Here is an 18,188-nt window from a genome sequence, read left to right as displayed (position 1 = left end):
TCGATCTTGAATAGCGCGTTTACTTCTTTCCGGCTTCAACCACGTCCTCAACAGTACGCAGGCCGGTCGTGGGCGCCTGGACCAGGACAGCCATGTTGCCGGGCTTGTGCTCGTTGCGCATCATTTTCATATGCGCCTGCGGAATTTCATCCCACGGGAATACCTCGGACATGCACGGGTCCAACCTGCGTTCGACCATCAGACGATTGGCGGAAGCCGCCTGTTTAAGATGAGCAAAGTGAGAACCCTGTAGGCGCTTCTGGTGCATCCAGATGTACCGCACATCGAAGGTGCAGTTGAAACCTGTTGTGCCCGCGCAAATCACGACCATACCGCCTTTCTTGCAGACGAAACTGGAAACCGGGAAAGTCGCCTCACCGGGGTGTTCGAACACGATGTCGACATTATTGCCCTTGCCGGTGATGTCCCAGATCGCCTTGCCAAACTTGCGAACCTCGTTGAACCACTGTTTGTACTCCTCGGTGTTCACCGTGGGCAGCTGTCCCCAGCAGTTGAAGTCCTTGCGGTTGATCACGCCCTTGGCGCCCAGATCCATGACGAATTCGCGCTTGTCCTCGTCGGAGATTACGCCGATCGCATTGCCGCCGGCTGCGTTGATCAGCTGGATCGCGTAGGAACCAAGTCCACCAGAGGCGCCCCAGACCAGGACGTTCTGGCCCGGTTTGAGTTCGTGCGGGTGGTGGCCAAACAGCATCCGGTAGGCGGTGGCCAGGGTCAGCGTGTAGCAGGCCGACTCTTCCCAGGTCAGGTGCTTCGGCCGCGGTAGAAGCTGCTGCGCCTGCACGCGCGTGAATTGGGCAAAGGATCCGTCATGCGTTTCATATCCCCAGATACGCTGCGTCGGCGAATACATCGGGTCACCGCCATTGCATTCTTCATCGTCGCCATCGTCCTGGTTGCAGTGGATCACAACCTCGTCGCCAACTTTCCAGTTCTTCACCTTGTCACCGACCTTCCAGACGATGCCAGACGCGTCGGAACCGGCGATGTGATAAGGTTGTTTGTGACCATCAAAAGGCGAAATCGGCACACCCAGACCCGCCCAAACACCATTATAGTTGACGCCGGCCGCCATCACGAGAACGAGAACTTCGTGGCTGTCGATCTCCCAGGTATCGACCACCTCGACCTGGAATGACTTATCCGGCTCACCATGACGCTCGCGTCGAATGGCCCAAGCATACATCTGCTTAGGCACGTGGCCCAGGGGCGGCATCTCGCCAATTTCGTACAGGTCCTTTTCAGGCGCTTCATACGCCGCAATCCCGGTTTCGGTATCCAGTGCCATGTCATGCTCCCGTCGTTGTTTTGCCGCGATGCAGAATCACGGCGCTTGAGCATCGAAATATCGGTGTGCGCGAAACAATGCAATGCCGAGAATGCCATTTTTGAAACTTTATAACCTCGCAGTCGCAGAAAAGTCAGTTTTCAGCTTTGGGGAAAAGATGGGCGATCGAGGCGGCGTAGTAATCCAGCAGAGACGCGTCATCGGCATTGGCCTGAAAGCGCCCGTCACGTTCCAGCACGATGTGACGGCGACGGAGGTTCCGAAGGCCGACCTCGACCGCATATTGGCGATCATCGCGGGGGATATGGACATGAGCGTTCGGCAATTGTCTCATCAAAACGTCAACGGCCATTTCCAGCTCTTCGCGCGTCAAAGGGCCTGCGGCCTGCATCAGGGCTGTGGCAACCAGCGGCACCGGCAGCACCGGGACTTCCTCGCCGATACTGGTCATGATCCTTTGTGCCAGGTCTTCGACAAGGTGCTCACCATGGCCGCGGTAGAAGCCCCGCAGCGAAATCGGCGCGCCAAAGCTGACCGCGGCATATCCGAACCTGTGGTACTTGCCGCGCAGACGCAGCCATAGCTGCTTCATCAGGAAGGTGGCGATCAGAGAGATGCGGGCACGGAAACGCCGTTCCCCCGCCTGTCCCGCCGCCACGAGGATGCGGTCTTCGAACACGCGGTCATAGTTCAGCGCCACCGGCACGAAGACAACATCTCGCGCTTCTGCGTCATGACCTTCAACGATGTATTTCAGCAACCCAAGCTTCGGCTCGGCCAGGCCGCCATTCAAAGACAACCCGCCTTCGGGGAAAACCGCCTGCATGACCCCACCATCGGTGGCCAGACGCACATAGCGCGCTAGCACCTTGCGATAGAGTGCGTTGCGCGATTTCCGCCGGATGAAGTAGGCCCCCATGGCCTTGATCAGGCGACTGAGCGGCCAGACCCGCGCCCATTCGCCGACGGCGTAAGATAGCGCACTGCGCTCCGCCGCCAGATATGTGACCAGCACGTAGTCCATGTTCGAGCGGTGGTTCATGACAAAAACTACCGTCGCCTCGGGATCGATCTCGGACAGCTTGGATTCGGCGTAGTGCCCAAGGCGCACGCGGTAGAGCGTGGTGCTGATTAGCTTGGCCAGACGGATCGCCAGACCGAAGTAGAGCGACGCGCTGAAGGAAGGCACGATTTCGCGGGCATAGCGCTGCGCTGTTTCGAAGGCGACGTTCTCGGGCACGCCCTCTTCGCGCGCGTGTGCCGCGATCGCCTTTGACACCTCGGGATCATAAATCAGGCGCTGGATCATGTCGTGTCGGCGGGCCAGCTTGAAGGGCTGGATTGGCCGCTCCAGCCTCGTGTTCAGGCGTGCCACCACACGCTCCATCCGGCGGCGGAAAAACCAGCGGACCGACGGCAGCATGATTTTTTCCAGCGCCGCAAATGCCGCGAAGCACAGGATCACGATCAGAAGCCAAAACGGCATTTGCACGGTACTTGTCATCGTGCCACCGTGGCAGGGTTTTGCACGGTGGTAAATCGCCTCATGCCGCAATGCAGCGAATTGACAGCGCCACAAAATTCCAAGTATCAACATCTGGACGCAACAAAATTGCCCATCCCGATTCACGAGGCCGACCATGTCGCAGACGCAGAAAGACCGCCAGAACAGTGGGGCCGATCGCCAACCCGATCGTCCGTGGATTATCCGCACCTATTCCGGCCATTCGACCGCCAAGGCCTCGAACGAGCTTTACCGGACGAACCTGGCGAAGGGACAGACCGGCCTGTCTGTTGCGTTCGATCTTCCCACGCAGACCGGCTATGACAGCGACCACGTCCTGTCCAAGGGTGAGGTCGGCAAGGTGGGCGTCCCGATCTGCCACCTGGGCGACATGCGCACGCTCTTCGACCAAATCCCGCTGGAACAGATGAACACCTCGATGACGATCAACGCCACGGCGCCTTGGCTGCTGGCGCTTTACGTCGCGGTGGCCGAGGAACAGGGCGCGGATATCTCGAAGCTGCAGGGCACAGTACAAAACGATATCATTAAGGAATACCTAAGCCGCGGTACGTATGTCTGCCCCCCCAAGCCGTCGCTGAAACTGATCGGCGACGTGGCCGAGTATTGCTATTCGAACGTGCCCAAGTGGAACCCGATGAACGTGTGTTCCTATCACCTGCAAGAGGCGGGCGCGACGCCCGAGCAGGAACTGGCCTTTGCGCTGGCCACGGCGATGGCGGTGCTGGACGAGTTGAAGCCCCGCGTCCCGGCCGAGGACTTCCCGGCGCTTTGCGGCCGGATTTCGTTCTTCGTGAACGCGGGCATCCGTTTTGTCACCGAGATGTGCAAGATGCGCGCCTTTGTCGACCTTTGGGACGAGATCCTGCTGGAACGCTATGGCGTTGAGAACCCCAAGTTCCGCCGCTTCCGCTATGGTGTGCAGGTCAACAGCCTGGGCCTGACGGAACAACAGCCTGAAAACAACGTCTACCGCATCCTGATCGAGATGCTGGCGGTGACCCTGTCGAAAAAGGCCCGCGCCCGCGCCGTGCAGCTTCCGGCTTGGAACGAGGCGCTTGGCCTGCCCCGCCCATGGGATCAGCAATGGTCGATGCGGATGCAGCAGATCATGGCCTATGAAACCGACCTTCTGGAATACGAAGACCTGTTCGACAATAACCCTGCGGTCGACGCCAAGGTGGAGGAGTTGAAGACCGGGGCGCGGCACGAACTCGATAATCTCGGTGGCATGGGCGGCGCGATCGCCTCGATCGAATACATGAAATCGCGGCTGGTGGATTCAAACGCAGAACGGCTGAACCGGATCGAGGCCGGGGAAACCGTGGTCGTGGGTGTGAACAAGTGGACCGAGGCCGAACCTAGCCCGCTGATGAGCGCGGATGGCGGCATCCTGACCGTCGACCCGGCGGTCGAGGCCGAGCAGGTCGAGCGACTGAACGCCTGGCGCGACGCGCGCGACGAGGGCGCGGTGCAGCTGGCGCTTGGTGCGCTGCGCGACGCGGCGAAGGCCGGCGAGAACGTGATGCCCGCCTCAATCGCGGCGGCCAAGGCCGGTGCGACGACCGGCGAATGGGCGCAGGTAATGCGCGAGACATTCGGCGAATATCGCGGCCCCACGGGGGTTTCGCGCTCGGTCTCGAACAAGACCGAGGGCCTAGATGAAATCCGCGCCGCCGTCGATGCGGTCAGCGACCGGCTGGGCCGGCGGCTGAAGTTCCTGGTTGGCAAGCCGGGGCTGGATGGCCATTCGAACGGGGCCGAGCAGATCGCTTTCCGCGCGCGCGATTGCGGCATGGATATCGAGTACGAAGGCATCCGCCTGACGCCCGAAGAGATTGTGACCGCGGCCAAGGAGCAGGACGCGCATGTGGTGGGCCTGTCGATCCTGAGTGGCAGTCACATGCCGCTGGTCGAGGAAACCCTGACCCGGATGCGTGACGCGGGTTTGGCCCATGTGCCCGTGATCGTCGGCGGCATCATCCCCGAGGAAGACGCCAAACGCCTGCGCGAATTGGGCGTGGCACAGGTCTATACACCCAAGGATTTCGAGCTGAACACGATCATGATGGATATCGTGGCGCTGGCCGACCCCAAGGTTGCTGCCGCCGAATAAGGACTCTGGCCAATCCCTTGCGAATGGCGCTAGGCTCGGTTCTGGCGCCATTTTCTTTTGCGAGGGAGCATGCCCGAGATCACCATACGCCCGATTGAGCCCGAAGATTACGACGACTGGCGCCGGCTGTGGACGGGGTATCTGGATTTCTACGAAGCCCGCGTCTCTGACGAGGTCTATGACACCACATTCAAGCGTCTGTGCGACAAGGGAAATGCCGATCAGAACGGGTTTCTGGCATTGGCCGATGGGCGGCCCGTGGGCCTCGTGCACTACATCTATCATCCGCATAACTGGCGGGTTGAGGATGTGTGTTACCTGCAGGATCTCTATGCCGATCCCGAGGTGCGAGGCAGCGGCGTGGGCCGCAAACTGATCGAGGCAGTCTATGCCGCGGCGGATGCCAATGGTACGCCGTCTGTCTATTGGCTGACGCAGGACTTCAATGCGACCGCCCGGCAGCTGTATGACCGGGTGGCGCAGCTGACACCGTTCATCAAGTACCAAAGGTAGGATACCGGCATGACGATCCATATCGGCGCGCAACCCGGCGAAATTGCCGAAACCGTATTAATACCCGGCGATCCCCTGCGGGCGAAATGGGCGGCCGAGACGTTCTTGCAGAATGCCGAATGTGTCAATGAAACCCGTGGGATGCTGGGTTTTACCGGCAGCTGGAAAGGCCACAAGGTGACGATCCAGGGCTCGGGTATGGGGATGCCGAGCCTGAGCATCTATGCCAATGAACTCATACGTGATTACGGTGCAAAAACGCTGATCCGGATCGGATCCTGCGGCGCGATGCAGGAAAGTGTCGGCATTCGCGACGTGGTGATCGCGATGACGGCGAGCAGCCTTTCGACACCGTCACGCGGGTTTTTCAAGGAACTGCAATTCGCGCCCTGCGCCGATTACGGGTTGCTGGAACGGGCGGTCGCGGCGGCGCGGGCCAAGGCGGTGACCACGCATGTCGGCGGGATTTATTCGGCGGATGTTTTCTATGACGAACGCCCTGATCTGAATGAACAGATGACCCGTCACGGCATCCTGGCCGTCGAGATGGAGGCGGCTGAACTCTACACAGTGGCCGCGCGGTTCGGGGCGCGGGCGCTGGCGGTGCTGACGGTATCGGACCACCTGCTGACCCACGAGTCCCTGCCAAGCGAAGACCGCGAGCGGAGCTTTGGCGAGATGGTTGAGATTGCGTTGGAGGCGGCCTTTGACTGAACAACTGGCAAAGCGCGACTGGGTCCCGGAAATCAGTGAAACCCGGGTGCAAGGCATCGCCAAACGCGTCGCGGGCGAGGATACGGCGGCGATTGCCGCACGGATCGAGGACCTGGCCCGCGAGAACCGGATTATCCACGAAAAACGTTGCTTCAACCTTAACCCGGCGACCAACGTGATGAACCCGCGCGCCGAGGCGCTGCTCGCCAGCGGAATAGGCACGCGGCCGTCGCTGGGCTATCCGGGTGACAAGTACGAGATGGGCCTGCAGGCGATCGAGGAAATCGAGGTGATCTGCGCCGAGCTTTGTGCCGAGGTGTTTGGCGCAAGATACGCTGAAATCCGCGTGCCCTCGGGGGCGATCGCCAACCTTTACGGGTTCATGGCACTGGCCAAACCTGGCGATCAAATCATTGTTCCGCCTGCAAAAATTGGCGGGCACGTCACACATCACATCGACGGTTGCGCCGGGCTTTACGGGCTTCATAGTCACGAAGCGCCCGTGGACGCGGATGGCTATTCGGTCGATCTCGATGGGCTGGCACAGCTTGCGGACAAGGTGAAACCGAAACTCATCACCATCGGCGGCAGCTTGAACCTTTACGAGCACCCGGTGCGTGAGATCAGGGAAATCGCCGACAGAACAGGCGCTTACGTGCTTTTTGACGCGGCGCATCAATGCGGGATCATCGCCGGGCGGGCCTGGAAAAACCCGCTCGACGAAGGGGCGCATCTGATGACGATGAGCACCTACAAAAGCCTTGGCGGCCCGCCGTCGGGGCTGATCGTCACCAACGAGGGCAAAATTGCCAAGCGATTGGATTCCATCGCTTTTCCGGGGATGACGGCGAACTTCGACGCGGCGAAATCGGCGGCGCTGGCGATGGCGATGCTGGATTGGAAGGATCATGGGCAGGGCTATGCCCAGGCGATGGTGGATACGGCGCAGGCCCTGGCCAAGGCATTGACGGAAAACGGAATTCCGGTTTTCGAGGGGCGCGATGGGCCGACACATAGCCACCAGTTCGCCATCCTGGCCGAAGGGTTCGGCGGGGGACAGACGGCCTCAAAAAAGCTGGAGAAGGCGGGCTTCCTGGCCTGCGGCATTGGCCTGCCCGCGCCAGAAGTTCCAAACGATCTCAATGGCTTACGCATTGGAACGCCGGAAATCGTGCGTTGGGGCATGACCCAAGAGCACATGCCTGAGCTGGCCGTGCGCATCGCCAATGCGCTCCGTTCCAACGCGCCGGAGGGTATGGCGGACGAGACCGCGAAATGGCGCGAGAGCTTCGACAAGCTACACTTCATTCACTCCGGTTAACGCCACCGCACGGTCGAAAATACGGGGGGTGACATGCGTGCACCCCCCGGCTGACATCCGGCTGCCGGGCAAATTGGTTCCAGATGTAACCGAATTTGGTTAACGCCCGTGGCTGCGGTCATAGCCGTTGACGGACGGAGACTCCCAATCTGCGAGCGCACCTTCCGGCGGGGCGAAGACCTCGACCAGCAACGGGTAGCAGGCGGCCGTGTCCGAGCTGTGCTCGGACGAGCAATCACCGCCCGGGCAGGCCGAGAGGGCGCCCAGCAGGTCGATCTCGGCGAAGAACTCAAGGTAATCGCTCGGCCGCACCGGCGAGGCCTTCATGAAATACTGCCCCGTATCACGGGTAAAGCCGGTGCACATGAAGACGTTGAGGACGTCATGCACGTTGGGTTCGGCCTCGGTCAGTATCATACCGGTTTCATCGGCCAGCGCGCGGGTCAGGTTCGAGTGGCAGCAATGGTGATATTGCGTGCCCGACAGGAGATTCCCGGTATAGGGATCGCAGCGCGTGCCGATCACGTCATGGACCGAGCCGCCAAAATCGTCGATGCCATACCATCCCAGCGTGTCTTCGATGATCGTCGCCATCGGGCGCAGCGTGGGGAAAGAGGACCACATCCGCTCTCCCACGCCCAGATGCGTGCCGTGCAGCGCGCGGGACTTGCCCGAGTAGAACCGCTCCGACAGATCATGGGCGTTCCAAAGGTTCAGATCACCCACCTGCGGACCCTCGACCGAGGAGATGCGGAAGAAGTGCCCAGCAGGCACGCGAAAGCATTTCGCGTCGCGCGGTGGCACCAGAACCTCGCCGGTCTTTTGCGATGCGGCCCGGGCGGCGCGGTAGAGCGTAAGGTCGGGCCTGGGCAGCGTGTCGTTCGGATAGCAGATGACGGGGCGGATGGCGCGGCGTTGGGCAGCGTCGGTCGGCTCTTGCATGGGTGGCTCCGAAAAAGCGGTTCGCCCTACCCTTCCCGGTCCCGCGCCCGGGTGCAAGAGGAAGGATCGCCCCCGGGGCAACGGGGTGGGTGGGTGGGCGTTGCCCCGGGGGCGATCCGGCGTATCAGATCACGATGACATCGAGCGGCGGGAAGCCGTTGAAGCCGACGGACGCATAGGACGAGGTATAGGCCCCGCAGTTGCGGATGATCACCTTGTCGCCGGATTTGAGCCCCAGCGGCAGGTCGATCATGCGTTTTTCATAGAGCACGTCGGCGCTGTCGCAGGAAGGACCGGCGAGGATGCAGGGGCCCATGCGTTCGTGATCGCGGTCGGTCAGGAACTGGTAGCGGATCGCCTCGTCCATGGTCTCGGCGAGCCCCGAGAATTTGCCGATGTCGAGATAGACCCAGCGGTGCAGATCATCGGCGGATTTCTTCGCCACCAGCAGCACCTCGGCGGCGATCGCACCGGCCTCGGCCACAAGGCCGCGGCCCGGCTCGGCCATCACCTGCTCGACCGCGCCGAAATAGAGCGAAACGAGTTCCATCACGCGGGCGGCATAGGTTTCCGGGCGGTCGACGGGATCGCCATAGAAGGCCGGGAACCCGCCGCCGATGTTCAGAAGCGTAAGGTCATGCCCGGCGGCGCGAAGCGCGTGCCAGACCGACGCCACCTGCGCCAGAATCGGCGACCACATATCGGCGCGGCGGGTCTGCGATCCCACGTGGAAGCTGAGCCCCACGGGGACAAGACCCAGGGCGCGGGCATGGTTCATCAGGCCCAGAGCCTCGGACGGGGCGCAGCCGAATTTGCGCGTGAGCGGCCAGTCGGCCTCGGACGCCTCGACGATGAGGCGGATGTAGACGCGTGCGCCGGGCGCGTGGGCGGCGATCTTTTCCAGCTCTTCGGTGGCATCGGCGGCGAAAAGGCTCACGCCGGCGTGGTGGGCGAAGGCGATGTCGCCGGGTTTCTTCACGGTGTTGCCAAAGGAGATATGGCCCGGCTCGGCGCCCTGGCTGAGGCAGAGCTCGATCTCGGCGCGCGAGGCGGCGTCGAAGCCCGAGCCGAGTGCAACAAGGGTTTCGATGAAATCGGGCGCCGGGTTGGCCTTGACGGCATAGTGAATATGCGCGCGGCCCAGGCCGGTTTTCAGAGCGTTGTATTGACGGGCAAGTGCGCCACGGTCGAGCACGAGCGTCGGGCGCTCGAAGGAATGCGCGCGGATGAAGGCTTCGGCGGCGGATGGAACAAAGGCGCGCGCGCCGAGGGCGCGGTCGGTCACATGAGCGGTCATGGTCATCTCCAAGAGACCCCGGCGTCTTTCAGCCGGACGGGTTGCAATCAGAGACGTTACCGTCGCTGCATGTGTGCCTGTGAGTACAGAGGCGCGTGCGTTGGCGTCTTGAGCGCGCATTTGGGGCAAGTCGCGAGTCGTTTCAAGAGGGAAAATGACGGCCCGGAAATTTTCTCAGAAATCCGGTGGCGGGCGGTCACGCAGGCATTGACGGGGCGGTTTGCCGTCTTCGGTGATGGTCTCGGCGCCGCAGGTCATGCATTTGTAATACGCGACCTCACCCGAGAGCGGCCCGCGCTGCGCGCGCCAGCGGCAATGGCGGGTTTTCGGATCGCGGAAGGCGAGGATCAGCACGAAAGCGATGACGAGGCCGGCGATGGCAAAGACCATCAGGCGTTCCGCCCCGCAGCCTGCCCCGAGAAGATGCAGCCGCCCAGAAACGTGCCTTCGAGCGCGTTGTAGCCGTGATAGCCGCCCCCGCCGAAGCCCGCGGCCTCGCCCGCCGCATAGAGCCCGTCGAACACCGTGCCGTCGGGGCGCAGGACCTGACTGGCCAGGTTGGTGTGCAGGCCGCCGAGGCTCTTGCGGGTCAGGATGTTGAGCCGCACGGCGATGAGCGGGCCCTCGGCCGGATCGAGGATGCGGTGGGGTTTGGCGGTGCGCACCAGCCGGTCACCGCGATAGGCGCGGGCCTGGCGAATGGCGGTGATCTGCGCATCCTTCGAGAACGGGTTGGCGATCTGGGCATCGCGCGCCTCAACCTGGGCGCGGATCTTCGCGGGGTCGAGCGGCGCGTCGGGGGTGAGCGCGTTCATGCCGGCGACCAGCGTGTCGAGATCGCGCGCCACGACGAAATCCTCGCCTTCGCGCTTGAAGGCTTCGACGGCGCGGGTGGCGCCCTTCGACAGCGTGCGTTCCTTCAGCACCTCCCACATGCTGCCCGAGACGAAATCGGGGTTCTGTTCGCTGCCCGAGAGCGCGAATTCCTTTTCGATGATCTTCTGGGTCAGGATGAACCAGCTGTGCTCATGCCCCGTTTGCAGGATGCGTTTGAGGGTGGCGAGCGTGTCGAACCCCGGCAGGCAGGGCGCCTCCATCCGCTGGCCCAGCGCGTCGAACCACACCGAGGACGGGCCGGGCAGCACGCGGATGCCGTGGCGGGGCCAGATCGGATCCCAGTTCTTAAGGCCTTCGGTATAGTGCCACATGCGGTCTTCGTTGATCGCCCCTGCCCCGGCCCTTTTGGCGATGTCGGCCATCTGGCCGTCGACGTAATCGGGCACGCCGGCGACCATGTGTTTCGGCGCCGGGCCGAGCCTGTCGGAGGGCCAGACGGCGCGGACACGATCGAAATTGCCGCCGATGCCGCCGGTGGTCAGGATCACGTTTTCGGCGTGGAAGGTGAAATCGCCCACCACCTCGCGGTTGGTCGAGGCGCCGCGGCGGGCGTGGTCGATGGCGAGCTGGTCGCCTGAAACGCCGGTCACGCGGCCGTTTTCCACCTCGAGACCGGTGACGCGGTGGCGGAAGGCAAAGCGCAGGAGGCCCGCGGCCTCGGCCTCTTCGGCGAGGCGCACATAGGGCGCAACAATGCCTTCGCCCGCGCCCCAGGTGATATGGAAGCGCGGCACGGAGTTACCGTGTCCATCGGCCAGCGCGCCGCCTCGCTCGGCCCAGCCGACCACGGGAAACCAGCGCATGCCGATGGCGGACAGGTCGGCGCGCATCGCGCCGGCGGCATAGTCGAGATAGGCCTCGGCCCATTTGCGGGGGTTTTCATCCTCGGGCCGGTCGAAGCCTGCGCTGCCGAACCAGTCGATCGCGGCCAGGTCGCGGCTGTCGCGAATGCCCATGCGGCGCTGTTCGGGCGTGTCGACCATGAAGAGGCCGCCAAGCGACCAGAACGCCTGACCGCCCAGCGATTGTTCGCCCTCCTGATCGACGATCAGAACCTTGCGGCCGCGCTTGGTCAGCTCGTGGGCCGCGGCCAGTCCGGCCAACCCACCACCGACAATGATGACATCCTGCTGCATTCCCTCGCCCCTTGTTGCGTTTCCGGCGATTTCCTGCCGAGCCTATGAGCCGAGTTCTGCCTTGTCCAACCCTTCCCAAGGGGCAATGCGCGTCAGAATTTTCCAGCCCGAGGCAAAATCCCGCTTAAGGCGAACTGAAAAACCGGCCAAGTTTAGCCGAGGCACGCATGCGAGCCGGTAGATCGCCCTCAGACTCACACCCGGCATGGTAGACTTCGTTCACTTTCTTTCCCGATTTATTTGAAAAAGGAGGTGTATTCATGAGTCCCAAGAAAACAGGTTCCGAGAAGTACGTCCTGCGTGTGCCGATAGATGCCAGCGGGGTAGAGGATCGATCCGAACTCAAAGCATTGAAGGCCGTTTTTGTTGGCAAAGGCGGCGTTCTGGCCAGCACCGGCGTGAAGCTGGATCGCGACGGGCAAGGCGTGGCCGAGTTCCGGATGGACCGGCCGCATGGCGGCCAGGTGATCCTGGGCCCGCCCGATGCGGATGACGATGAATTGCCAGGATTGCAGACACTTCACGTGGATATCAGCCCGCGGCTTTGGGCCGAGAAGGCGGAGCTGCTGCTGGATCCAGTAATCGTCCACCCGTGGTACTGGCACTGGTGGTTGCGCTGGTGCCGGACGTTCGTGATCCGTGGCAAACTGGTCTGCCCAGACGGCAACCCGGTCCCGGGCGCCGAGGTCTGCGCCTTTGATGTCGATCGGTTCTGGTGGTGGTGCAGCAAGCAGCAGGTTGGCTGCGCCACAACGGACGCGAACGGTAATTTCACCATCAAGTTCCGCTGGTGCTGTGGCTGGTGGCCGTGGTGGTGGTGGCGCCGCAGGGTGTGGCAGGTGGATCCCAAGGTGTTCCGCCTGATCGACGACCTGGTGCGCGACATCCCCGAGATCGTGCCGCTGCCCAAGCCCGACCCGGTGCCCAGTACCGAAGTTCTGGACAGGCTGCTGGCCGATGGCGGCACCATCAAGCGCCCGCCGGAGCCGATTGCGGCGCCCGAGCGGCTGAGCCGGATACGGCCCGACCTGGTGCGCCGGCTGCCGGCGGCGCCGCATCTCGAGGCGCTGCGGATCTGGCCCTGGGTGCCGTGGCATCCCTGGACCGATTGCACGCCCGACATCATCTTCCACTCGACGCAGGATTGCGGCCAGGGCGAAGTGGTGATCCTGGATGAAAGCTGTGGCGACGCGCGCTGGAACATTCCGACGCTGCTGGACGTGACGCTGGTTGCCACGAACGAGGCCTGCTGCGTACAGCTGCCGCCCACGGAATGCGAGGACGAGGAATGCATTGTCCTGACCCATGTCTGCGACGATCTCGTGGCGACGATCGGCGGCAATCTGGGCGCGCAGGCCACGCCCGAAGGCTATCGCAACCCGAGCCCGCCGGCGCCGCCCGCGGGGAGCTATTGGCATGACCGGCCCTATGGCGGGATCGTTCCGATCCGTGGCGTCTGTACCGACTGGTTCGATTACTATGCGTTCGAGTATTCCGGCGATGGCGGCACGACCTGGGCCCCGCTGCCCCCGGCCGCGACGTTGCACATGTCGCGCACCTATTTCGATTTCGGGGGGCCGCCCTGGTTCCAGTCGGTGCCGTTCAACTTTGCCATGGTCGACGGCAAATGGGTCTGCGAGACGCTGGGCCACTGGGAATCGGTCAATGGGCCACGCACCTGGGTCGGCGATCGCACGGTTCTCCTGCGCTGGCAGACGGCGAACCTGTTCTCGGACGGGGTCTATCACCTGCGGCTGAGGGCCTATCGCGAAGCCGGTGGCGCACTGATTGATCTGGGTATTCCCGATCGCTGCACCCATCTGGGCGACAATGACGTCGCGGTGGCGATCGACAACCGGATTGTCGGTCCGGGATCGGGGCATCCGACCTCGCCCAGCCATCCGGTGCCGCCGGGTGGCGTGCATCTGGAAACCACCGAGCCGGACACCGATTTCGTGTCGATCACGCTGGGCGGCGGAACCATCGGCCCCTGCGGGAATATTGATCGCGACGCGATTTCACCGGCCACGCCGCTGGTGATCGAGTTCATGGCCTCGGACAGTTCGGCGCATCTGGCGCGTTATTCGCTGCGGGCGCTGTGGGGCGAGAACAACGCCGTCAACCTGCTGAATGCCGGGACGCTGAGCATGGTTGGCCCGGGGCAGCCCGGCCCGACCTACGGCGCGGCCATCGGCCAAGGCGCGGCGGCACCCAAATGGGAGGGCGGCACCATGCGCCTGACCATCACGGACGGGGAAAAGGCGTTCCCCGAGCCGTGTTGTTACCTGCTCGACCTCTGGGCCTGGAAGCGCACGATCGTGAATTGCGATGAGGACTACAATTATCGCAACCATTCGACGATGACGCTTGCAGTGACCTGACAAAACGGCGACGGGCGGCCCTAGGGCCGCCCGTTGTTTTCAAATCCGGAGTCGATCTCCTGCGCCGGTCCCGAGGGGATCACACTACCCGGTTGACCATCATGCGCTTGATTTCCGCGATCGCCTTTGCCGGGTTCAGCCCCTTGGGGCAGGTCTTGGCGCAGTTCATGATGGTGTGGCAGCGGTAGAGTTTGAACGGATCTTCCAGATCGTCCAGACGTTCGCCCGTGGCCTCGTCGCGGCTGTCGATAATCCAGCGATAGGCATGTAGGAGCGCCGCCGGGCCGAGATACTTGTCGCCGTTCCACCAGTAGCTGGGGCAGGACGTGGAGCACGAGGCGCACATCACGCATTCATAGAGCCCGTCGAGCTTCTTGCGATCCTCGATCGACTGTTTCCACTCTTTCTGCGGGCGGTTCGTCTTGGTCTCCAGCCACGGCATGATGCTGGCATGCTGGGCATAGAAATGGGTGAGGTCCGGGATCAGGTCCTTGACCACCGGCATGTGCGGCAGCGGGTAGATCTTGACCGTGTCGCCCTTGACCTCGTCCATGCCGTAGATGCAGGCCAGCGTGTTGATCCCGTCGATATTCATCGCGCAGGAGCCGCAGATGCCTTCACGGCAGGACCGGCGGAAGGTGAGCGTCGGGTCGATCTTGTTCTTGATGTAGATGAGCCCGTCGAGAACCATCGGCCCGCAATCGTCGAGATCGACGAAATAGGTGTCGAGCCGCGGGTTCTGCCCGTCATCGGGGTTCCAGCGGTAGATCTGGAACTTGCGCAGGTTGATCGCGCCCTCGGGCTTGGGCCATGTCTTGCCCGTGATCATGCGCGAGTTCTTGGGGAGGGTCAGTTGAACCATGGGTCTATCCTCATAGTTTCAGAAGCGTGACGCCGGCGCCTGCGATGCAGGTGACGGCCTCGGGGCGCTGCGCGATCTGGAGCACCATCTGGGTGATTTCGGCCCGCGCGCCGGTGGCGGAACTGCCTGCGATCTGCAGGATTTCCTGGGCGCTGGCCGCGTCGATGATGCAATCGGTGACGGGCGCCGCATCGACGCCCGGGAAGCGTTCGGCCACCACGGAATTGACGGCGCGCTTGGCCTGACCGCGCGCGACATCGTCGGCGGCCTGCTGGGCCACGTCGCAGGCCGCAAGCGCCAGGGGCGCGAGGAGAGCCAGCGCCATCCGCATCAGAAGGTCCGCGCCTTGGGGGCGATTTTCTTGATGCTGATGCCGCCTTCCTTTTCGGTGGTCAGCGGGTCCTTGATGACATCGCGATAGGAAAGCGTGACCTTGGGCCCGTCGACATGGGCGATGGTGTGCACCCGCCAGTTCTTGTCGTCGCGCTCGGTGAAATCCTCGTGCGCGTGGGCGCCGCGGGATTCCTTGCGCGCCTCGGCGCCGACGATGGTGGCCATCGCGTTGGGCATCAGGTTGGTCAGTTCCAGCGTCTCCATCAGGTCCGAGTTCCAGACCAGCGACGTATCGGTGACCTTGAGATCATCCATCTTGGCGGCGATCGCGGTCATCTTCTCGACGCCCTCGGCGAGGGTTTTCGAGGTGCGGAACACGGCGGCATCAGCCTGCATGGTTTTCTGCATTTCAAGCCGCAGGTCGGCCGTGGGGATGGCACCCTTGGCGTGACGCAGCGCATCGAAACGCGCGAAGGCGGCATCGACGCTGGCCTGGTTGAGTTCCGGGTTCGGCGCATCCGGGTCGACCACTTTGCCGGCGCGGATCGCGGCGGCGCGGCCAAAGACCACGAGGTCGATGAGCGAGTTCGAGCCGAGCCGGTTGGCGCCATGCACCGAGGCGCAGCCCGCCTCGCCCACGGCCATCAGGCCGGGCACGACGGCGTTGGGGTCTTTCTTCGTGGGGTTCAGCACCTCGCCCCAGTAGTTGGTGGGGATGCCGCCCATGTTGTAATGCACCGTCGGCAGAACCGGGATCGGTTCCTTGGTGACATCGACGCCGGCGAAGATCTTGGCACTTTCCGAGATGCCCGGCAGGCGTTCGGCCAGCGCCTCGGCCGGCAAGTGGCTGAGGTTGAGGTGGATATGGTCACCCTCGGCGCCCACGCCGCGGCCTTCGCGGATTTCCATGGTCATCGAGCGGCTGACATAGTCGCGCGGTGCGAGGTCTTTATACTGCGGCGCGTAGCGCTCCATGAAGCGCTCGCCCTCGGAATTGGTGAGATAGCCGCCTTCGCCGCGCGCGCCTTCGGTGATCAGGCAGCCCGAGCCATAGATGCCGGTGGGGTGGAACTGCACGAATTCCATGTCCTGCAGCGCGAGGCCCGCGCGGGCCACCATACCGCCACCGTCGCCGGTGCAGGTATGCGCCGAGGTGCAGGAGAAATAGGCGCGGCCATAACCGCCGGTGGCCAGCACGACCATCTTGGCGTTGAAGACATGCATGGTGCCGTCATCGAGCTTCCAGCAGACGACGCCCTGGCACTGGCCATCCTCGCTCATGATCAGGTCGATCGCGAAATACTCGATGTAGAACTCGGCGTTGTTCTTCAGGCTCTGGCCATAGAGCGTGTGCAGGATGGCGTGGCCGGTACGGTCGGCCGCCGCGCAGGTGCGCTGCACCGGCGGGCCTTCGCCAAACTCGGTGGTGTGGCCGCCAAAGGGGCGCTGGTAGATCTTGCCCTCTTCCGTGCGGCTGAACGGCACGCCGTAATGTTCGAGCTCATAGACAGCCTTGGGCGCCTCGCGGGCGAGGTATTCCATCGCGTCGGTATCGCCCAGCCAGTCCGAGCCCTTGACGGTGTCGTACATGTGCCATTGCCAGTGGTCGGGGCCCATGTTGCTGAGCGACGCGGCGATGCCCCCCTGCGCGGCCACGGTGTGCGATCGGGTCGGGAACACCTTGGTCACGCAGGCGGTGCGCAGGCCCTGTTCGGCCATGCCGAGGGTCGCGCGCAGACCGGCGCCGCCGGCACCCACGACGACCACGTCGTAATCATGTGTTTCGTATTCGTAAGCGGCCATTGGTCGTTCCTCAGAGTGCGATTTTGGCGAGCGCGAAAAGCCCGGTGGCGGTGATGGTGTAGGAAAGCCCGATCACCAGCATGATCAGCGCCTTGCGGGTGGTGCCCTGCCAGTAATCCTCGATCATCATCTGGGCGCCCTTCTTGAAGTGCATCATGCCGACATAGAGCGTGAGGCCCGTCAGGATTGCCGGAAAGGGGCGCGCGAAGGCGGCCAGCACCTCTTCGCGGGTACCGCCAAGGGCACCGCCGACGATGAAGATGAAGGTGGGGATCAGGAACGCGAGGCCCACGGCCGACACGGTCATGTACCAGTGATGCTCGGTCCCTGTATGCGAGGCGCCTTTACCTTCGGCGCGTTTGCGGGCTGTAAGGTAGCGCATGGTCTTCTCCTTACACGATCAGAAGGGTGATGACGGTGAGCACGACCGAGCCGACGAGACAGGCCCAGCCGAGTTTTTCCGCCGTGGGGATATCGAGGCCGTGACCGGCATCGAAATAGAGATGCCTGAGCCCGGCCAGGTAGTGATACCAGACACCCAGGACCGAGAGCGACAGCACCAGATCGCCGAACCAGGAGGTCAGCACCGCGTTGGCGGTGGCGAAATATGCCTCGGACGTCGAGGCGGCCAGCAGCCACCAGACAATCAGCACGGCGGCGACAATGAGCGCGTTGCCGGTGATCCGCGTCAGGATCGAGGTGATCGAGGTAAGCTGCGGGCGGTAGATCTGGATATGCGGGCTGAGCGGGCGGTCGACCTGCTTTGTCTCGGCCATGGGCGGTGTCCCCCTAAGAAATCGGATTGCACACGTTGGTATACGTGCGATGCCTAGAGAATGATTAAAACGGATTGCAGGGCAGAGTCACGGGGGAATGACCCGTAACGCGGCGGATTGGCGCGGATTTTTTCCAGAAGCTCGGATTTTGTGATCACGCTACAGCGTTGCGTGATCACACAAATCCACTCAAACGGCGAACAGTCGCGAAAGAGCCGTCGCCACGAACCCTGCGGCACCGGCAGAACACAGGTCCGGCAATC

General features: G+C 63.0%; 16 protein-coding genes. 5 read left to right on the top strand and 11 right to left on the bottom strand.

Features of this window, described 5'->3' with window-relative positions:
- Positions 1-19 precede the first annotated feature (19 nt).
- Together ccrA and E0501_RS02095 are read right to left on the bottom strand one after the other, a co-directional pair.
- On the bottom strand, positions 20-1,309 hold the full coding sequence (gene ccrA / locus E0501_RS02100; RefSeq protein WP_137699693.1) for a crotonyl-CoA carboxylase/reductase: 1,290 nt from the start codon (positions 1,307-1,309) through the stop codon (positions 20-22).
- Positions 1,310-1,442: 133 nt separating this feature from the next.
- Positions 1,443-2,813, bottom strand: coding sequence for a 1-acyl-sn-glycerol-3-phosphate acyltransferase (locus E0501_RS02095; protein ID WP_137699692.1), 1,371 nt, complete (start codon positions 2,811-2,813; stop codon positions 1,443-1,445).
- A 136-nt stretch (positions 2,814-2,949) separates the two neighbouring features.
- On the opposite strand from E0501_RS02095, the gene E0501_RS02090 reads away from it, so the two are divergent.
- The 4 genes from E0501_RS02090 (at position 2,950) to E0501_RS02075 (ending at position 7,498) form a co-directional block, all read left to right on the top strand.
- Positions 2,950-4,950: a protein meaA gene (locus E0501_RS02090; RefSeq protein ID WP_137699691.1), complete on the top strand. Its 2,001-nt coding sequence runs from the start codon at positions 2,950-2,952 to the stop codon at positions 4,948-4,950.
- 69 nt (positions 4,951-5,019) lie between these two features.
- Positions 5,020-5,463 carry a GNAT family N-acetyltransferase gene (locus E0501_RS02085; RefSeq protein ID WP_137699690.1) on the top strand — a complete coding sequence of 148 codons (444 nt, stop codon included), beginning with the start codon at positions 5,020-5,022 and terminating at the stop codon, positions 5,461-5,463.
- A gap of 9 nt (positions 5,464-5,472) precedes the next feature.
- A complete protein-coding gene (gene deoD / locus E0501_RS02080; RefSeq protein WP_137699689.1) occupies positions 5,473-6,177 on the top strand; it encodes a purine-nucleoside phosphorylase in 705 nt (234 codons plus the stop codon).
- On the top strand, positions 6,170-7,498 hold the full coding sequence (locus tag E0501_RS02075; RefSeq protein WP_137699688.1) for a serine hydroxymethyltransferase: 1,329 nt from the start codon (positions 6,170-6,172) through the stop codon (positions 7,496-7,498). Before deoD ends, E0501_RS02075 begins: the two co-directional genes overlap by 8 nt.
- Positions 7,499-7,597: 99 nt before the next feature.
- Here E0501_RS02075 and E0501_RS02070 read toward each other — a convergent pair whose 3' ends face one another.
- The 4 genes from E0501_RS02070 to E0501_RS02055 all read right to left on the bottom strand — a co-directional run bounded on the left by E0501_RS02070 (position 7,598) and on the right by E0501_RS02055 (position 11,770).
- Positions 7,598-8,440 (bottom strand): urea carboxylase-associated family protein, encoded by an 843-nt coding sequence (locus E0501_RS02070; RefSeq protein WP_137699687.1) that lies wholly within the window; start codon positions 8,438-8,440, stop codon positions 7,598-7,600.
- Positions 8,441-8,564: 124 nt separating this feature from the next.
- Positions 8,565-9,737 carry a type III PLP-dependent enzyme gene (locus E0501_RS02065; protein WP_235857726.1) on the bottom strand — a complete coding sequence of 391 codons (1,173 nt, stop codon included), beginning with the start codon at positions 9,735-9,737 and terminating at the stop codon, positions 8,565-8,567.
- A 174-nt stretch (positions 9,738-9,911) separates the two neighbouring features.
- Complete coding sequence (locus tag E0501_RS02060; RefSeq protein WP_137699685.1) at positions 9,912-10,127, bottom strand: hypothetical protein; 216 nt, start codon at positions 10,125-10,127, stop codon at positions 9,912-9,914.
- Entirely contained in the window at positions 10,127-11,770 is a 1,644-nt protein-coding gene (locus E0501_RS02055) for an FAD-binding dehydrogenase (protein WP_137699684.1), read from the bottom strand. The genes E0501_RS02060 and E0501_RS02055 overlap by 1 nt, the downstream gene beginning before the upstream one ends.
- A 260-nt stretch (positions 11,771-12,030) precedes the next feature.
- Here E0501_RS02055 and E0501_RS02050 point away from each other — a divergent pair, with 260 nt between their 5' ends.
- Complete coding sequence (locus tag E0501_RS02050; RefSeq protein ID WP_137699683.1) at positions 12,031-14,151, top strand: carboxypeptidase-like regulatory domain-containing protein; 2,121 nt, start codon at positions 12,031-12,033, stop codon at positions 14,149-14,151.
- A gap of 79 nt (positions 14,152-14,230) precedes the next feature.
- Here the strand turns inward: E0501_RS02050 and E0501_RS02045 are convergent, their stop codons facing one another.
- From E0501_RS02045 to sdhC, 5 genes are read right to left on the bottom strand one after another with little or no spacing between them, the layout of a single operon-like run.
- A complete protein-coding gene (locus E0501_RS02045; protein WP_137699682.1) occupies positions 14,231-15,013 on the bottom strand; it encodes a succinate dehydrogenase iron-sulfur subunit in 783 nt (260 codons plus the stop codon).
- A gap of 10 nt (positions 15,014-15,023) precedes the next feature.
- Entirely contained in the window at positions 15,024-15,344 is a 321-nt protein-coding gene (locus E0501_RS02040; RefSeq protein ID WP_137699681.1) for a succinate dehydrogenase, read from the bottom strand.
- Positions 15,344-17,149 carry a succinate dehydrogenase flavoprotein subunit gene (sdhA, locus tag E0501_RS02035; protein ID WP_137699680.1) on the bottom strand — a complete coding sequence of 602 codons (1,806 nt, stop codon included), beginning with the start codon at positions 17,147-17,149 and terminating at the stop codon, positions 15,344-15,346. The genes E0501_RS02040 and sdhA overlap by 1 nt, the downstream gene beginning before the upstream one ends.
- A gap of 10 nt (positions 17,150-17,159) precedes the next feature.
- On the bottom strand, positions 17,160-17,531 hold the full coding sequence (sdhD, locus tag E0501_RS02030) for a succinate dehydrogenase, hydrophobic membrane anchor protein (RefSeq protein WP_137699679.1): 372 nt from the start codon (positions 17,529-17,531) through the stop codon (positions 17,160-17,162).
- A 10-nt stretch (positions 17,532-17,541) separates the two neighbouring features.
- The gene (sdhC, locus tag E0501_RS02025; RefSeq protein ID WP_137699678.1) at positions 17,542-17,925 is read right to left on the bottom strand and encodes a succinate dehydrogenase, cytochrome b556 subunit; all 384 of its coding nucleotides are present in this window, start codon (positions 17,923-17,925) and stop codon (positions 17,542-17,544) included.
- Between the last annotated feature and the right edge of the window lie 263 nt (positions 17,926-18,188).

The sequence above is a fragment of the Marimonas lutisalis genome, assembly GCF_005434965.1.
In the GTDB taxonomy this organism is placed as follows: Bacteria; Pseudomonadota; Alphaproteobacteria; order Rhodobacterales; family Rhodobacteraceae; genus Marimonas_A; species Marimonas_A lutisalis.
The sequence above is the reverse complement of the archived record's forward strand: the minus strand, read 5'-3'. Positions and strand labels throughout refer to the sequence as shown.

Coding starts and splice junctions, on each gene's coding strand:
- ccrA (WP_137699693.1), bottom strand. CDS start 1,309: ATGGCACTGGATACCGAAACCGGGATTGCGGCGTATGAAGCGCCTGAA.
- E0501_RS02095 (WP_137699692.1), bottom strand. CDS start 2,813: ATGACAAGTACCGTGCAAATGCCGTTTTGGCTTCTGATCGTGATCCTG.
- E0501_RS02090 (WP_137699691.1), top strand. CDS start 2,950: ATGTCGCAGACGCAGAAAGACCGCCAGAACAGTGGGGCCGATCGCCAA.
- E0501_RS02085 (WP_137699690.1), top strand. CDS start 5,020: ATGCCCGAGATCACCATACGCCCGATTGAGCCCGAAGATTACGACGAC.
- deoD (WP_137699689.1), top strand. CDS start 5,473: ATGACGATCCATATCGGCGCGCAACCCGGCGAAATTGCCGAAACCGTA.
- E0501_RS02070 (WP_137699687.1), bottom strand. CDS start 8,440: ATGCAAGAGCCGACCGACGCTGCCCAACGCCGCGCCATCCGCCCCGTC.
- E0501_RS02065 (WP_235857726.1), bottom strand. CDS start 9,737: ATGACCGCTCATGTGACCGACCGCGCCCTCGGCGCGCGCGCCTTTGTT.
- E0501_RS02060 (WP_137699685.1), bottom strand. CDS start 10,127: ATGGTCTTTGCCATCGCCGGCCTCGTCATCGCTTTCGTGCTGATCCTC.
- E0501_RS02055 (WP_137699684.1), bottom strand. CDS start 11,770: ATGCAGCAGGATGTCATCATTGTCGGTGGTGGGTTGGCCGGACTGGCC.
- E0501_RS02050 (WP_137699683.1), top strand. CDS start 12,031: ATGAGTCCCAAGAAAACAGGTTCCGAGAAGTACGTCCTGCGTGTGCCG.
- E0501_RS02045 (WP_137699682.1), bottom strand. CDS start 15,013: ATGGTTCAACTGACCCTCCCCAAGAACTCGCGCATGATCACGGGCAAG.
- E0501_RS02040 (WP_137699681.1), bottom strand. CDS start 15,344: ATGCGGATGGCGCTGGCTCTCCTCGCGCCCCTGGCGCTTGCGGCCTGC.
- sdhA (WP_137699680.1), bottom strand. CDS start 17,149: ATGGCCGCTTACGAATACGAAACACATGATTACGACGTGGTCGTCGTG.
- sdhD (WP_137699679.1), bottom strand. CDS start 17,531: ATGCGCTACCTTACAGCCCGCAAACGCGCCGAAGGTAAAGGCGCCTCG.
- sdhC (WP_137699678.1), bottom strand. CDS start 17,925: ATGGCCGAGACAAAGCAGGTCGACCGCCCGCTCAGCCCGCATATCCAG.